20 protein-coding genes are annotated in these 16209 nt (G+C 38.8%); 13 read left to right on the top strand and 7 right to left on the bottom strand.

The features are described from left to right. Positions 1–22 precede the first annotated feature (22 nt). Both sirA and AB1H92_RS09425 read left to right on the top strand, forming a co-directional pair. The gene (gene sirA, locus AB1H92_RS09430) at positions 23–472 is read left to right on the top strand and encodes a sporulation inhibitor of replication protein SirA (RefSeq protein ID WP_115360540.1); all 450 of its coding nucleotides are present in this window, start codon (positions 23–25) and stop codon (positions 470–472) included. Positions 473–556: 84 nt separating this feature from the next. Further along, complete coding sequence (locus AB1H92_RS09425; RefSeq protein ID WP_115360541.1) at positions 557–802, top strand: YneF family protein; 246 nt, start codon at positions 557–559, stop codon at positions 800–802. 120 nt (positions 803–922) lie between these two features. On the opposite strand, the gene AB1H92_RS09420 is transcribed toward AB1H92_RS09425, so the two are convergent. Next, positions 923–1843: an alpha/beta hydrolase gene (locus AB1H92_RS09420; RefSeq protein WP_115360542.1), complete on the bottom strand. Its 921-nt coding sequence runs from the start codon at positions 1841–1843 to the stop codon at positions 923–925. A 17-nt stretch (positions 1844–1860) separates the two neighbouring features. After that, entirely contained in the window at positions 1861–2769 is a 909-nt protein-coding gene (locus AB1H92_RS09415; protein WP_115360543.1) for a hydroxymethylglutaryl-CoA lyase, read from the bottom strand. Positions 2770–2864: 95 nt separating this feature from the next. On the opposite strand from AB1H92_RS09415, the gene AB1H92_RS09410 reads away from it, so the two are divergent. The 11 genes from AB1H92_RS09410 to AB1H92_RS09360 all read left to right on the top strand — a co-directional run bounded on the left by AB1H92_RS09410 (position 2865) and on the right by AB1H92_RS09360 (position 13162). Then, entirely contained in the window at positions 2865–4049 is a 1185-nt protein-coding gene (locus tag AB1H92_RS09410) for an acetyl-CoA C-acetyltransferase (RefSeq protein ID WP_115360544.1), read from the top strand. Between the two features lie 17 nt (positions 4050–4066). Further along, a complete protein-coding gene (locus tag AB1H92_RS09405) occupies positions 4067–4309 on the top strand; it encodes a YqkE family protein (RefSeq protein WP_115360545.1) in 243 nt (80 codons plus the stop codon). A 138-nt stretch (positions 4310–4447) separates the two neighbouring features. Beyond that, on the top strand, positions 4448–5440 hold the full coding sequence (locus AB1H92_RS09400) for a M23 family metallopeptidase (protein ID WP_243835596.1): 993 nt from the start codon (positions 4448–4450) through the stop codon (positions 5438–5440). A gap of 255 nt (positions 5441–5695) precedes the next feature. Further along, entirely contained in the window at positions 5696–6685 is a 990-nt protein-coding gene (locus AB1H92_RS09395) for an ABC transporter ATP-binding protein (protein ID WP_115360546.1), read from the top strand. After that, positions 6682–7722, top strand: coding sequence for an ABC transporter ATP-binding protein (locus tag AB1H92_RS09390; RefSeq protein ID WP_115360547.1), 1041 nt, complete (start codon positions 6682–6684; stop codon positions 7720–7722). Before AB1H92_RS09395 ends, AB1H92_RS09390 begins: the two co-directional genes overlap by 4 nt. Positions 7723–7813: 91 nt before the next feature. After that, positions 7814–9616, top strand: a complete 1803-nt coding sequence (locus tag AB1H92_RS09385) for a peptide-binding protein (RefSeq protein WP_311157222.1) — start codon at positions 7814–7816, stop codon at positions 9614–9616. 66 nt (positions 9617–9682) lie between these two features. Next, positions 9683–10648, top strand: coding sequence for an ABC transporter permease (locus AB1H92_RS09380; protein WP_115360548.1), 966 nt, complete (start codon positions 9683–9685; stop codon positions 10646–10648). A gap of 11 nt (positions 10649–10659) precedes the next feature. Further along, positions 10660–11592 carry an oligopeptide ABC transporter permease gene (gene opp4C / locus AB1H92_RS09375; RefSeq protein WP_115360549.1) on the top strand — a complete coding sequence of 311 codons (933 nt, stop codon included), beginning with the start codon at positions 10660–10662 and terminating at the stop codon, positions 11590–11592. Between the two features lie 108 nt (positions 11593–11700). Beyond that, entirely contained in the window at positions 11701–12141 is a 441-nt protein-coding gene (locus AB1H92_RS09370) for a branched-chain amino acid transport system II carrier protein (protein ID WP_243835595.1), read from the top strand. Next, positions 12125–12361, top strand: a complete 237-nt coding sequence (locus AB1H92_RS09365; protein ID WP_115360551.1) for a cysteine-rich CWC family protein — start codon at positions 12125–12127, stop codon at positions 12359–12361. The genes AB1H92_RS09370 and AB1H92_RS09365 overlap by 17 nt, the downstream gene beginning before the upstream one ends. A 183-nt stretch (positions 12362–12544) precedes the next feature. Further along, positions 12545–13162 (top strand): cupin domain-containing protein, encoded by a 618-nt coding sequence (locus tag AB1H92_RS09360; protein WP_115360552.1) that lies wholly within the window; start codon positions 12545–12547, stop codon positions 13160–13162. Between the two features lie 35 nt (positions 13163–13197). Here the strand turns inward: AB1H92_RS09360 and AB1H92_RS09355 are convergent, their stop codons facing one another. The 5 genes from AB1H92_RS09355 to AB1H92_RS09335 form a co-directional block, all read right to left on the bottom strand. Then, complete coding sequence (locus AB1H92_RS09355) at positions 13198–13833, bottom strand: ATP-binding cassette domain-containing protein (protein WP_115360553.1); 636 nt, start codon at positions 13831–13833, stop codon at positions 13198–13200. Positions 13834–13849: 16 nt separating this feature from the next. Continuing rightward, positions 13850–14536 (bottom strand): molybdate ABC transporter permease subunit, encoded by a 687-nt coding sequence (gene modB, locus AB1H92_RS09350; RefSeq protein ID WP_115360554.1) that lies wholly within the window; start codon positions 14534–14536, stop codon positions 13850–13852. Positions 14537–14552: 16 nt separating this feature from the next. Next, positions 14553–15335 (bottom strand): molybdate ABC transporter substrate-binding protein, encoded by a 783-nt coding sequence (modA, locus tag AB1H92_RS09345; protein ID WP_243835594.1) that lies wholly within the window; start codon positions 15333–15335, stop codon positions 14553–14555. 133 nt (positions 15336–15468) lie between these two features. Beyond that, the gene (locus AB1H92_RS09340; protein ID WP_115360555.1) at positions 15469–15765 is read right to left on the bottom strand and encodes a DUF2653 family protein; all 297 of its coding nucleotides are present in this window, start codon (positions 15763–15765) and stop codon (positions 15469–15471) included. Further along, positions 15753–16193 carry a hypothetical protein gene (locus tag AB1H92_RS09335; RefSeq protein WP_115360556.1) on the bottom strand — a complete coding sequence of 147 codons (441 nt, stop codon included), beginning with the start codon at positions 16191–16193 and terminating at the stop codon, positions 15753–15755. The genes AB1H92_RS09340 and AB1H92_RS09335 overlap by 13 nt, the downstream gene beginning before the upstream one ends. Between the last annotated feature and the right edge of the window lie 16 nt (positions 16194–16209).

Genomic DNA, 16209 nt, shown 5'->3' with positions numbered 1-16209 from the left:
TCTGTAGTAGGGGGTGGGGGATATGCGATCATACGGTATTTATAAAATTAAGGAAATGTATGAACAATTTATTCTTGGACGTGAGCAACTCTTATATGACTTATTGAAAGAAAATGTAAATCGTAGTGATGATTTACAGGAAGTCCGTTATCTATGTGATATTGTAGATCAGGAATCAGTTGATCATGCGATTGTTGCAAGGCTCGGTGAGATATACACGACAGTAAGACTAGAAAATGGACAATATAAATTAACACATCCAGTGAAAGGAACGATTCTAATCACATTTTCTCCCTACTCATTAACGGTGAAATGTGATGGTTCTAGGATGCTAGATCTTGATTTATTCGTCGCGTTATCTGAAGCGGATAGACGTTTTTTCGCAATCATGAATGGTCAAGGTGAGTGGGGATGGTTGAAACCTGTTAAGCATACACAAGAAAAATATAAAAGTGCAGTAGTTTTTCGATGAAATGGTAGTATATCCGCGCGTAGTGTTGTATAATCCTTCATGGAACCGTATTTTTGAACAACAGAAGTGAAGGAGGTATAGCGAATGGCAACGATTTGGTGGATAATAATCATCATCGTCGCGCTATTAGCTGGTGTGGCCCTTGGATTTTTCATTGCACGTCAATATATGATGAAATACTTGGAAGAGAACCCGCCGATTAATGAGGATATGCTACGAATGATGATGATGCAAATGGGGCAAAAACCTTCACAAAAGCGCATCAATCAGATGATGAATCAGATGAATAAAATGAGCGATAAGAAGGACAAAAAGTCAAAAAAGAAATAAGCAATAAATGGACCCGTTGAGAAAATCAACGGGTTGTTTATTTTTCTAGTATAATTTGTTCAAGCATCTTTGTCTGCGGGCATTCCAGTGCTTCCCATGGCATGATGCTCTTGAATTTCATTAGAGCACAAACTTTTGAAGGAATTCTTGTACCGTTTTTTCATATTCTTCAGGGTTGTCATTAAACGATTTTGCATGTGCACCTTTATCAAAAAGCTTTAACATTTTAGAACCGATTTTCTTTTCGTACAATTCCTCTGTCATGTAGGGAAGAATAAAATCATCTTCTAGACTATGGATAAAAAGCATAGGTTTTTGGACATTTGCAATGACTTCTTTTGGCGAAATAAGCTTTAATGTATAACCATCACGCATTTTCAAAAACAAGTTAGCAATTCGCAACACCATTGTCGTACGAAAAGGTGTTTCTCTTCGCAATACATGCAAGGCTTGCTCCGTAAAATCAGAGAATGGACAATCAACAACGTGAAAGTCTGCTTCATCTTCATATGTACCCGCATATAAAATAGTTGTAGCCGCGCCCATCGACTCACCGTGAATGCCAAGTAATGCATGTTCGCCAATTCTATTCCGGATATATTGAACGATTGCTTTTAAATCAGACTTTTCATAAAAGCCAAAGCTCGTCGTTTTCCCACCAGACTCCCCATGTCTTCGATGGTCATAAATAACTGAATTGAATCCAAGCCTTTCGAATAAACGTGCATATTTAAATGAATTAATTTTACTTTCAGTGACACCATGACAAATAATAACCGTACGATTTGTCTCTAAAGGTTTTAAGAAAATCGCATGCAATAAGTAATCGTTTGGAGATTGTATCCAAAGTTCTTCTTTATTAACGGCTTCATACCATTTTTCATCAAAGCGTTTTGCCAATACTTCTCGTTGTACAATCATGTCATGGTCTTTCAATTTTAAATACATTAGGCGGTTTGTCGAGAAGATGCCGAATATCGTTACGATCGCTGCGATTGCACTCGAGAAAATACTTGTCATATAAAGCGTTCGCCGTTTCAAAACAAATGTCCTCCTAATTATTGTGTTTTTGACCTTGACTTGTACAGTCTATACATACCAGTTTCAATGGGCCTTGAAACATGCGGTTCAATAAGAGAAATAGCTTCACATACCTTTTCGATATCAATCCCCGTCTGGATGCCAAGTGAATCGAGTAGATGTACGACGTCTTCAGTCGCAACATTTCCCGTTGCACCAGGCGCAAACGGACATCCACCAAGCCCACCAGCCGACGTATCAAATCGTTGGATACCAGCTTGCAGGGAAGCAAAAATATTTGCAAGCGCCATTTTACGCGTATCATGAAAGTGTGCTGTTATTAGTATATTCGGAAGCTCATTTAGTAGTGCGGAGAATAAATTGTAACTTTCAACTGGATTTGCTTGCCCAATCGTGTCTGCGACGCTTAGCTCATCTACCCCTAATTCGACGAACTGTTTACACAATTGAATAACGTCCTCTAGTTGGATTTTTCCTTCGTATGGACAATAAAAAGCGGTCGAAATACATGCGCGAACAAAAATGTCTTTACTTTTTAAATCTTGAATAAGAGGTGTAATCGCTCTCATGCTATCCGCAGTTGTACGATTAATATTCTTTTGATTAAAAGAATTACTGACCCCTACAAAAAATGCAACACTTTTTGCGCCGGCATCAATTGCAAGCTCTACTCCTTTAGCATTTGGTGTTAATACAATTTGTCTTCCAATGTGCTCACTTTGTTCAACAATTTCTTTTGCATCAGCCATTTGCGGCACCCATTTTGGTGAAACGAATGAAGTAAGCTCCATTTCCTCAATACCAGCATGTTGAAGTGCTTGAATAAACGCAAGCTTATCTTGAGTTTGAACAAGATTTCGTTCGTTTTGTAATCCATCGCGTGGACCTACCTCGATTATTGTCACGTTTTTTGGTAAAATAAACATATCATCCCCTCCTCCTTATTCTCTATTATAAGGAATGGGTGTATGTACAAGCAACTGAATATTTTAAATAGAGAATTTCTTAGGAGGAACAAAAAGTGTCAAATGAAGTTGTCATCGTAAGTGCCGTGCGAACTGCAATCGGCTCATTTTTAGGTTCATTAAAAGATATATCCGCAGTTGAGTTAGGTGCTACGGTAATTCAAGAAGCCTTAAATAGGGCAGGTGTTGAAGCAGACAAAGTGGACGAGGTTATTATGGGAAATGTTTTACAGGCGGGCATTGGACAAAATCCATCTAGACAAGCATCTATTCAAGCAGGGCTCCCTGAAACGGTCCCAGCTATGACTATAAATAAAGTTTGCGGTTCTGGTTTGAAAGCCGTTCATTTAGCACGTCAAGCAATTGTAGCCGGCGATGCGGATATCATTGTTGCAGGTGGTATGGAAAATATGAGTCAAGCGCCATATTTAATCCAAAATGGGCGTGAAGGCTTTAAAATGGGCAATCAAAAAATGATTGATAGTATGATTTCTGATGGTTTATGGTGTGCATTCAATGATTATCATATGGGAACAACTGCAGAAAATCTATGCGACCGTTATGCAATTTCCCGAGAAGAACAGGATGAATTTGCTGCACGTTCACAAGAAAAAGCAGCGAAAGCAATTGAAGCGGGAAAATTTAAAGATGAAATTGTAGAAGTTGAAATTCCGCAACGTAAAGGAGAACCTAAAATATTCAATACGGACGAGCATGTTCGTCAAGGAGCAACAGCCGAACAATTAGGCAAGTTGCGTCCAGCGTTTAAACGAGACGGCAGCGTCACTGCAGGGAATGCATCTGGGATTAATGACGGTGCAGCGGCATTTGTTATTATGTCAAAAAAGAAAGCAGATGAGCTAGGGATCACACCACTCGCAACCATTGCCGCAAATGCTGGAGCCGGCGTTGATCCATCTGTCATGGGGATTGGTCCTGTCCAAGCGGTGAAAAATGTATTGGAACGTTCGAACATGACACTCGGTGAGATTGACTTAGTCGAAGCAAATGAAGCATTTGCTGCACAGTCGATAGCTGTTGATAAAGAACTTGGATTTGATCAAGAAAAATTAAATGTAAACGGCGGCGCAATTGCACTTGGTCATCCAATCGGTGCTAGTGGTGCAAGAATACTTGTCACTTTACTTCATGAAATGAAGCGTCGTGATGTGAAATCAGGTCTTGCGACACTTTGTATTGGTGGAGGTCAAGGGGTCGCAACAATTGTCACTAGACCATAGATGAAAGAGGGATAAAGATGAGGAAAAACAAGCATCATCAGCGCAAATCGAATCAAGATTCGTCATTAAGTATATCCGATGCGCTAAATGAAGACGTCTTGTCCAAATTAAAAGAAGCGAAAAAAGAATTGGCACAGGTTGAAAAGAAAAAAGAAGAACAAAGACAAGAGCAAATTCGACTTGAGCGAAAAGAAAGAGAAAAAAATAAAACGTTTGAAGAATTGCTCAATGAATACGGCGATATCGGTTCAAAATTTTAACTGATTTTTCCATTTCAACACTTCGTCCTAAAAAAAGGATGAAGTGTTTTTTTATTTGAACAAGTTCTTTTACAAACAGGATTATAAAAAAAGTCGAACAGGGGAAACTATTTGACGTATCGAGAAGGAGGTATTGTTTTGCGTACATGGATACGCTCATTTATAGTTGCTTTTTGCTTCAGTTTTGTTTTCTTGATCACGGTTCATGCTGAAAACGAAAAGACAAGAGAAGAAATCTTGGCAGATCGAATGGATTATTACATGAAATATTCAAGCATTGAGGTCCCTTGGTTTTATTTAGCAGCAATTGATCAGTTCGAGCGAAATATTCAGGAAGTGAGATCTGATCTTGAACAAAGGGAAGAACCTATCGCTATGAATTTTTCTCCGCATATTTGGGCCGGGTTGCATAATCCTTCTTATGAAGACCAATCTCCATTTTCAATTGCTTATTTTGATGGTCTTGGAAAAGATGGAGATGGGGACGGCTTTGCAAGTACTAATAGCCCTGATGATATTATGTACACTTTGTCCGAGTATTTACATGCTTATTCGCATACAGAAAAAGGATTTAAAAAAGCGCTAATGGATTACTACGACAAAAAAGAAACTGTACAGCAAATTATAACGATTGCGAAAATATACGAACATTTTCAGACGAATGCGCTTGATAAGAGAGCCTTTCCACTACCAGTTAGGTCTCATTATAGTTATCGAGGGACATGGGGGGCTAGTCGCGGATGGGGAGGACGAAGGATTCATGAGGGTACCGATTTATTTGCAAGTTACGGAGTTCCCGTTCGTTCGGTCTCTTATGGAATGATTGAAATCATGGGATGGAATGATTACGGTGGATGGCGTGTTGGGATTCGAGATATGCATAATACCTACCATTATTATGCTCACTTATCATCGTTTAATAAAGAGTTTAAAGAAGGAAGCATTGTCGAACCGGGTGATGTTATAGGGTATGTTGGCAGTTCGGGATATGGGAAAGAAGGTACATCGGGACGTTTCCCACCTCATCTGCATTACGGAATGTATAAATACAATGGCAGAGTAGAGTGGGCGTTCGACCCGTATCCTTACTTAAGAATATGGGAACGTCAGGATAGAGAAAGTACTCAATAGGAGTAAGGACCGAATTCGAGAGGTGCTCGAATTCGGTATTTTTTTAGGGTTTTTGTCGGTTGAAAAGATAATTTGCAATGTTCAGTCGAATCACTGAAATAGTATTGACAACTAGGGAGGGACCACATACAATGTACCTAATTATCGGAATTATTTAACATTGTTTGTTGTAATATTCTATCCTACAAGAACGCAAACATAATTGACTGAAAATTCTCTAGGGATGAGCTGGGATATTGTCGATTGGGGGGCATTATGAGCAAATTACCAGTATTAGATGTTGAACAGTTAAAAACCTATTTTTATTTATCAGAAAAGCAAGTGGCTAAAGCTGTGGATGACGTTTCTTTTTCGGTCTATCCTGGCGAAACGGTTGCTTTAGTGGGTGAATCTGGAAGCGGTAAAAGTATGACTGCACTTTCAATTATGCAACTTATCAATAAGCCAGGACGTATTGTTGATGGGAAGATTACAGTGAGTGATAAAGATTTAACTCGTTTAAAACAAAAACAAATGACAAGTATTCGGGGCAATGAGATAGCGATGATATTTCAAGAACCGATGACCGCATTAAATCCTGTTTATACAATCGGTAATCAGATTATCGAAGTCATTCGGAAACATAAAAAGGTCAGTAAAAAGGAAGCGGAATCTCGTGCAATTGAACTATTAAAAATTGTAGGGATACCGAGGGCTGAAGAGTTGATTAAAGAATATCCCCATCAGCTTTCTGGTGGAATGAGACAGCGGGTCATGATTGCGATTGCAATCTCATGTGAACCAAAACTTCTAATTGCAGATGAACCGACAACGGCATTAGATGTAACAATACAAGCGCAAATATTAGATTTACTAGCAGATATGCAAAAAACTTTTGGAATGTCTATTTTGCTAATTACGCATGACCTCGGCGTTGTATCAGAATATGCAGATCGCGTCATGGTGATGTATGGGGGACAAATTGTTGAACAGGCCGCTACAAAAATTCTATTAAAATCAACAAAACATCCTTATACAAAAGGGTTATTGGCAAGTTTACCCAATATAGACCAAGATGTTGATCGGCTTGGAACGATAAAGGGAACTGTGCCGCCTGCATTTAATTTTCCAAAAGGATGTCGTTTCTCTACGCGATGTCCTTACGTCATGGAAAAGTGTATACAATCCCATCCAGAATTAACCGAAGTTTTGCCGGGATATTTTGTTCGTTGTTATCTTCAAGAGGAAGTAGGGGAATCCAGATGACGATTATCCAACAAAATATCGAGAGTTCCAATGAACAACATACTTTGGAAAAAGACTCACTTGTAGAAGTTCGAAATATAAAAAAGTACTTCCCGATAAAAGGGGGTATTTTTAAGCGAACGATTGGTCATTTAAAAGCAGTAGATGGGATATCTTTTACGATAAAACAAGGTGAAACGCTTGGCGTCGTTGGCGAATCTGGTTCTGGGAAATCAACCTTAGGACGTGTTTTACTTCGGCTTTTAGATCCTACCGAAGGAAAGGTTATTTTCAATGGTGTCGATATTTCCAATTTAAGTCAGCGTCAAATTAGGCCTCTTCGTGAAGATATGCAAATTATATTTCAAGATCCCTTTGCATCGTTAAATTCTAAAATGAGTGTTGGCCAATTAATTGAAGAACCGTTAATTGTTCAAGGGAAATTATCGGCAGAAGATAGAAAAAAACGCGTCCTGGACATTATTCAAAGAGTAGGGCTACGTCCCGATGATAGACAAAAGTATCCGCATGAGTTTTCGGGTGGGCAACGTCAACGTATTAGCATTGCTCGTGCCCTTGTCGTGCGTCCGAAGTTCGTCATTTGTGATGAGCCTGTTTCCGCACTCGATGTGTCTATTCAAGCCCAAGTGTTAAATTTAATGAAAGATTTACAAGAAGAGTTAGGGCTTACTTACTTGTTTATTGCGCATGACTTAAGTGTTGTCAAACATATTAGTGATCGAGTGGCCGTAATGTATTTAGGTAGAATCGTAGAGTTGACTTCCAAGAAAAAACTTTATAAAAATGCATTGCATCCTTATACAGAAGCCTTACTTTCATCAATTCCAATCATAGATTTGGATCAAGCCGCACCTAACGTAAGAAGAGAGAAAATTAAACTTGAGGGTGATTTACCGAGTCCAGCAAATCCACCTTCGGGCTGTGCATTTAGGACGCGGTGTCCAAAGGTTCATGACCGTTGTGTATCAGTATCGCCTGAGTTAATAGAATTAGAAGACAATCATTATGTGGCTTGCCACTTATATACAGATTCATAGTTTCTGAGTCTTTTAGGGGGTGATGTGATCGATAAACATTGTAAGGGGATGGCTGATTTATCTAATGAACATTTAAAAAGGGGGTATTTTCTTGTTAAAACGTAATCATTTGTTGCTCATGATTATATTATTTATGTTTGGACTTGTGCTTGCAGCATGTAGTGCGGATGAGCCAGACGGTGAGAAAGGCGACGGAAAAGCTACCGAAACAACTGAAGAGGAAAAAGCGGCATCAGATGGTCCAAAAGATGGGGGGACGATCACTGGTGCGATGCATACAGCGCCGGCAGGTATGTTTAACCCGATTTTTTATGAAGAAGCATACGAGGCGAACATTCTTGACTTTACGCATGAGGGGCTTACATCTCAAAATGAATCTTTAGAGTTTATCCCTAAACTAGCGAAAAGTTGGGAGACGAACGAAGACCAGACAGAAATCACTTTCCAATTAGAGGAAGGGGTCAAATGGCATGACGGTGAAGAATTTACAGCGGATGATGTTGTATTCACGTATAAAGCGATTTCTGACCCTGACTATGTATCAGCAGGCGGTGTACGTACAAACTATGTGGAGCCATTGCTAGGTTATGAGGAATATGCAAGTGGTGAGACGGATGAATTTGTTGGGGTTGTGGCGGATAGCGACTATCAAGTGACATTTAAATTTGAAGAGCCAAATATTATGCCGCTTTATTATACTAGTTTCCCGATTATTCCTGAACATGTTTTTAAAGACATTCCAGTAGCTGAAATTCCAGAGGCAGCGGAATCGTTGGATGCTGGAAAAGTAATTGGTACAGGTCCATTCAAGTTTACTGAAATGATTGAACGTGAACAATACATTCTTGAACGTCATGAAGATTACTGGCAAGGTAAGCCACATTTAGATAAACTAGTGTGGAAGATTGTTCAACAATCTGTCATGACAGGATTACTAGAAAAAGGCGAAATTGACTTTATCGCACTTCCAGGTGGAATTGACCCTGCTGACTTCGATATGGTCAACGAATATGAGAATGTAACGATGATTGAACAACCTGATTTTGGATACCAAATTCTAGGCTTTAAACATAATCATCGTACAGCTGAAGATGTTGAAAATGGCGTCATCAATCCTGATAATTGGGTGCCAAACGAAAAGATTGCCGATCCAAAAGTTCGACAAGCAATTGCTTGGGCGATTGATCGACAAGGTTTAATCGGTGAAGGTCATGGTCAAGGGCTACTACACGGTCATGGTGAGTTAATTAATTCACCAATTGCTGTACAGTTCTGGGCTTATGATGAAAATGCAGGAATGAACTATTCATATGATCCTGAAAAAGCGATGGAAATGTTAGATGAATTAGGCTATGTGGATGTGGATGGGGATGGATACCGTGAAGACCCAGATGGAAACGAATGGGTCCTGAACATGGAATATCCTACAGGAAACCAATTACGTGAGAAATCTGCACCGATTATTGCAGATAATTTGGATAAAGTAGGCATTAAAGTTGATTTACGTCAACCGAAAGAAATGTCTGTTTACGTAGAAGGATTAACGAATGATAACTCGGATTGGGATTTATATTTAATCGGTTGGAATCTAGGCAGTGGAGACCCAGATCCATTAGGTCTTTGGGGCATTAAAGATGCTTATAACTTCTCCCGTTGGAACAATCCAGAGTCTGATGAATTACTTTACGATGCAGTAAAGGCACCAAATGCATTTGAACAAGATTACCGGGTTGAAAAGTATCGAGAGTGGCAAGATCTTTATTCAGAAGACTTACCAGCGCTCATTCTGTATGCGCAAAATAGTATTTGGGCATACAATGATCGACTACAAGGTGTAGAAGTGTTGCCATACACGATGTACAAAGATGCTCATACTTGGTGGGTGAATGATTAACGATTAACGAGAAGAGAGTATATGAGCTTATCATATACTCTCCTCCTTTCTAGGGGGCGTTTACTAATGATTCAATACATTATCAGAAGAATTTTAGTGTTTATCCCAATGTTAATTGCACTGTCAATGATCGTATTTGGATTAGCGAAGGCAGCACCAGGAGATCCTTTTACAGGTAAAATTCTAGATCCAAATATTAACCCGGAAGTTTATGAACAACAACGTGAAGCGCTTGGTTTAAATAAGTCAATACCAGAACAATATTTGATGTGGGCAAGTCGGGTTTCGCGAGGAGATTTTGGCGAATCCATTACATATAATGGTCGTTCCGTCCAAAGTCTAATTAAGGAACGTATAGTTAATACGGTTTATTTAGGTTTATTTGCGCTTATTATAACGCTGGTTGTAGCCATTCCCATTGGTATTTATTCTGCTAAAAAACCTTATTCATTATTGGATTATGCGGGCACTACATTTGGCTTTGCGGGACTAGCCATTCCGAACTTTTTTTTCGGACTCGTTGTGATTTATTTTTTATCGATTAAATTAGGATGGTTTCCTGCACAAGGTACGTTATCTTCAACAGATCTGTCTGGATTTGCAGAATTTAAAGATCGAATTCATCATATGTTTCTTCCAGGAATTACATTAGGACTCGCGAGTACGGCGGCATATATGCGTTATATGCGTTCTGAAGTGTTAGATGTGCTCAGCAGTGATTATATTCGAACGGCCAAGGCAAAAGGGATGAGTGAACGTAATGTCCTTTATAAACACACATTACGTAACGCATTAATTCCAATCATCACATTAATGGGATTTGAATTTGGCGCGATTTTAAGTGGCGCGATTATTACAGAACAAGTATTTAATTTTCCGGGGTTAGGCACATTATTTATTGGTTCAATCACAAATCGTGATTACCCAATTGTGATGGCGATCGCACTGCTGTTAGGTGTAGCCATTCTGGTCGGAAACCTACTCGCAGATATTTTCTATAGCATTGTCGATCCGAGAATTCGTTATGATTGAGGTGATAAAGAATGACGCAATCTAACCAGGAAAATACATTTCCAATTGAACCACAATTTACCTCCGAGGACTTGGAGGCCAATCGTAAGTATAGAAGCCCATTACAACTATCAATCCGACGCTTTTTAAAAAATAAACTAGCAATCTTTGGGATTTTTGTTTTATTAATTGTCATTAGTATGGCTGTTTTTGCACCGTTTTTAACAGAGTATGATCCGCGGCAAGCTGATTTATTGAAAGTAGAGCAAAGTCCATCAAGCGAACATATTTTGGGGACTGATGGTTCTGGTCGAGATAACTTTGCTAGGTTATTGTACGGGGCTAGAATATCGTTAATTGTTGGATTTAGCGCAATGATATTCACACTTCTGATTGGACTGATTACGGGTGCTGTTGCAGGCTATTATGGTGGTGTGATTGATAACTTAATTATGAGACTTGCAGACTTAGTATTGGCATTGCCTTTCCTTGTCCTGGCGTTAACGATCATTGCTTTATTGGAGAAAGTGACCATTGGTATATTTGTGACAGTTATCGCCATCACCTCATGGCCAACGTTAACGAGAATTGTCAGGGGGACCTTTCTGTCATTAAGAGAGCAAGAGTTTGTGCTGGGGGCTCGGGCAATCGGTGCAAGCGATTCAAGGATTATTTTTAGGCACTTTATTCCGAATGCGATAGGGCCTATTATTGTGAACGCTACGTTAATGATGGCGACGATGATTATTATTGAATCTGCATTAAGTTTTATTGGGTTTGGGATTCCTCAACCGACACCAACATGGGGGAATATGATTTCGGAAGCACAAAGTATTCGGATCCTGCGTTATCACCCTGAAGCATGGATACCTCCGGGACTATGTATATTAATTACAGTTCTGGCGATTAACTTTATTGGAGATGGTCTTCGAGATGCGTTTGATCCGAAGAGTGATGGCCGATAAACTTCAAAAGACAGCCCTCTAACTTGTAGAAGGCTGTCTTTATTATTTTTATTTTAGTAAGCTGCTTGGAAAATTTTAATGATATCTTCTTCTTTTCCTTGAATTGGATTGCTTTTCGAGCGTATTGTTCCATCTGTTTCCTACAAGGGTTGGTTAATTGTATTTGCTTTGTTAAGTTTAATCATTACCAATTTTGGATTAAACGCCATTTTGACGATGGCATCCCCTATTTTATTACTTTTATATCCAATTGCCATCGCGTTAATCGCATTGGTATTGTTTAACAACTTATTCAATGGTTATCAATCTGTTTATGTTAGTACAATCATTGGTGTAGGGCTGATTGCGATTTTAGATGCATTGAAAGAAGCGAATATTTTTCCAGATACAATCGATGCAGTTTTTGGTTTCATTCCGCTTTTTGAAAATGGGGCAGGGTGGATTGTTACTGGAATAGTAGGCGCAGTGATTGGTTTTATTATAAGTAAGATGAAAAATGAACGTGTAGCTTTAATTCAAGAATCAGTGACAAATGTGCGTGTTGAGTGAATTGAATCGAGTAGAGAAGGAACTAGAAAACTGTCCGCTTTGTCATCGTCATAATAATTGCTGCAATGGCAAAGGAAAGTCATTAGGAGATTGTTGGTGTACGAAAGCGTTCTTTCCAAGTGAACTCTTTGACCTTCTACCGCCGGAAGCAGTAAGAAAGACTTGTATTTGCGAAAGTTGTTTAAATCGATTTAAGTCAACGTTTTATGATGAAAATTAAATGAGGAGTAGCTGTTTGATAGATTTATTATCAAACAGCTTTTTTCGTTCGAAAATAACTATAAACGTCATGGCCTGTTAAATCTATATTCATTAGTACCAACAAAACTGTTTGTGACCAGAATCCGATGATATACATACGTTAAGAATGGGTTCCGATTAAGGGTAAGGGGGGATTTGAAGGGTGAAAAAATTTGATGTTAGTTCACCAAGTGCAGAATATACATTCGATGTTAATCAAAACACTCTTTTTAAAAGGGATAATAAAAACTTCATTAATGAACTGAGTATTGATCAATTAAATACATTAGACAACACATCGGTGCTCGATATTTATTTAAGTGAAGGCAAGATTGTTGAACCGCATTACCATCAAAATGCGTCGGAATTGGTTTATTGTATTAGCGGGCGAGTTACAGTCTCACTCGTCAATCCGCGCACAAAAAAGCTTCTTAGTTATCCCATCACTTCAGGTCAAGTCGTCAATGTTCCACAAGGGTGGTGGCATTATATTGTTTCAAATGCCGACGACACACATTTTTTAGGGATTTTCAATGCACCGAAACCTGAAGTGATTTTAGGTTCGGATCTTTTAAATGTAACGCCAGCCAATATTGTAGCGGATACGTATTGTGTTGATGAAGAAAAATGGAAGAAAGTAACGAAGCCGATACCGCCATCAGTATTTATCGGACCTCCAAAAAATTGTCATCGTGATCAACACGAGCATGTCGATATTAACTCGACATTCACGGATCCTATTTATCAATGGAGTCCCTATACCTTTTGTAAACCGTTATAGGAAACTAAAAAGCTGCTATCCTGGTAGCAGCTTTTTCACATGGAAGGTGTTGGTTCTATCAGTTGACCTTCATTTACATATAAGATGCGATTACTAAGTTTTTCGGCTTCTGCTTTACTATGTGTGACGAGGAGAATGGGGATTTCCCACTGTTCATGTAGCCGTAATAGTTCACGATGGCCTTTTTCTTTTGTCTCATCGTCTAAAGCGGAAAAGGGTTCGTCTAATAATAACAATTCAGGTTCTGTCGCAAGGGCGCGCGCAATTGCGACACGTTGCTTTTCGCCGCCTGAAATTTCATGAGGATACTGTTCTTTCAGATGAACGATGCCCAGTTCCTCCATTAAATGTTCAGCGAATGGTTGTGATTTCATGCCGTATGCGATATTTTCCCATGCGGTTAAATGTGGGAAAAGGGCATAAGCTTGAAAGAGATACCCAATATTACGTTGCTGAATCGGTACATTGACTCGTTTATGATCAAATAACACTCGATTATGTAATGTAATTTGACCGGCAGTTGGTTTTGAAAGGCCTGCAATACAATTTAATATAGTCGTTTTACCAGAACCTGATGGACCAAAAAGCACAACAATTTCATCTTTCGCGACGGTAAATGAAGTTGTTAATTCAAAATGGGACAGTTGTTTTTGAATGTCTACGGTAAGCATCACTATTCTCCTATCTTTATTGTTTCACTTGAAAACGCATCATATGCCGTTTGCTCCACCAATTGAGCCAAAGGATTGCACTAAAACCAAATGCGATAATGATGAATACCCAAAATTTAGCCATATCCATATTTCCAGATTCAACGGCAAAGTAAATGGCTAACGGAATGGTATCTGTCACGTTTGGAATATAGCCCGCAAGCATGAGGGTCGCGCCAAATTCACCTAGTGCACGTGCAAAAGATAAGACTAATCCTGACAGCAAACCGGGCCATGCGAGTGGAAATGAAATGGTCCAAAATACTTTCCACTTCGAGGCGCCCATCGTATAGGCAGCATGTTCAATATTTCTATCGTATTGTTGGAAAGCAGCACTTGCGCTTTGATACATAAGCGGAAAAGAAACAACAACAGCTGCAATAATGACTGCATACCAAGTGAAAACAATTTGTATGTCAAAATAATGACTGAGCCACTGACCAATAAAACCATTTTTCCCAAAAAGATATAATAACCCAAAGCCGACGACGGTTGGGGGTAAGACAAGAGGCAATAAGATAATTGCCTCTAGTATACTTTTTCCGGGAAAATGATTTCTTGCAATCATACGGGCGAGTATCACGCCCAAAATAAAAACAATAACAGTTGCAAACGAGGCTGTCTTAATCGACAGCCATAACGGAGAAAGATTTAGTTCATTCACAATAAATCACCTAGTCTTAATGACGAAAGCCGTATTTTTCAAACACTTGTTGCGATTGTTCTGAAGTAAGGAATGTTAAGAAATCCTTCGCTTCATGTGCATGTTTAGAAGACGCTAAAATTGCACCTGGATATGTAATTTTGTCATGTGAATTTTCTGGAACAGTTGCTAAGATGGAGATTTGCTCTGCAGAAAGTGCATCACTTTCATAAACAAAGCCGATATCGACATTCCCAGTTTCAACATAAGTCACTACTTGACGCACGTCTTTCCCTAAAATGAGTTTTTCTTCTAAGTCATTCCATAGGTTTGCTGTTTGCAAAGCCTCCTGTGTATATTTTCCAGCCGGAACACTCTCAGGATTGCCAATTGCGATTTGATTCACTTTTTCAGGAATGATTTGATCGACTGATGGAAAGTGTAGCTTTGAGCCCTTTTGAGCGATCAGAACTAATCTATTTCCTGTAATCGTCACAAGTGATTGTTCATCAATGAGGTCATTATGTACCAATGTGTCCATCCAATTTTCATTAGCCGAAATAAAAATATCAACGGGCGCGCCTTGTTGAATTTGTTGGGCGAGACTGCCAGAGCCACCTAAGTTAAAAGTAAGTCGAACTGAATGATCTCTCTCGTATATTGTTTTAATTTCTTCGAGTGCATCTGATAAGCTTACTGCTGAGGAAATTGTAAGAACAACCTTTTCTTCAGAGTCACCTGTTTTTTCAGCGGTAGTTGAACAAGCAGTGAGCGAAAATAACAGTAGCGCCGTAAAGAATATATAAAATGATTTTTTCAATTGTCCAATTCTCCTTTATGTCTGAATTATACATCAGAATTAAATTGAATTCGAACTTTTATCATAATAAAATCATATAAAAAGAGGCTTTCAACAGCCTAAGCGTAGACTGATTGAAAAGCCTTTAAAAAGATTACCATACGGATGCATAAATTCCGTCGTTTTCATTAAAATGAAGTTTAATCCCTGCCGAGATTCCTTCTGATTCTGTGTAAAGATCAATCCATAAACGAAGAGCGGCAATTATTTTAGCAGTTGGAATTAATTCAGTTTTGTTATGGATACTCGTTTCTGCTGTAAAGGCCATTTCCTCTTCATCATCATAAATGAGTTCGACTTCTACTTCGTCAGGCTCGATATCTTTTTCATGAGACATGAAAAGACAAATCGCATTGATAATATCTTGTTCGGAAATAATTAATTGTCCCATCGTCTAGCTTCCTCTTTTTTCTTCTTTTTAAATAAGTCGAATACTTTTTTAATAAGTACAACTAATGCAACAATCGCAAGTGCATTTATTAAAAATCCTAGAACCGAACCTAACATGCCCATATTAGCAAATAATCCGCCAAATAATAAACCTGCTAAACCACCCATAAGTAAGCCTTTCATTAAGCCGCTTCCCATGGATGGTTTTTTATTGTTTTGAGCAGTACTGTTTTTGTTTACATTCTCATTTTCTTTTTTCTTTTGAATATTGGACTGACTCGGTTGCTGTTTTTGCTTATCGATATTAAAGTTTTTCTTACCAGATTTATAACGCTTTGCTTCAGCAACTGGGGAGTCGTTAAAAACGAAATTTCCAATAGGCGAGAACAGTAGCGTAATCGCGAGTAAAGATGCGAATAATTTTTTCATTGTTTCTACCTCCAAG

The organism is Sporosarcina pasteurii (genome assembly GCF_041295575.1).
Taxonomy (GTDB): Bacteria; Bacillota; Bacilli; order Bacillales_A; family Planococcaceae; genus Sporosarcina; species Sporosarcina pasteurii.
The sequence above is the reverse complement of the archived record's forward strand: the minus strand, read 5'-3'. Positions and strand labels throughout refer to the sequence as shown.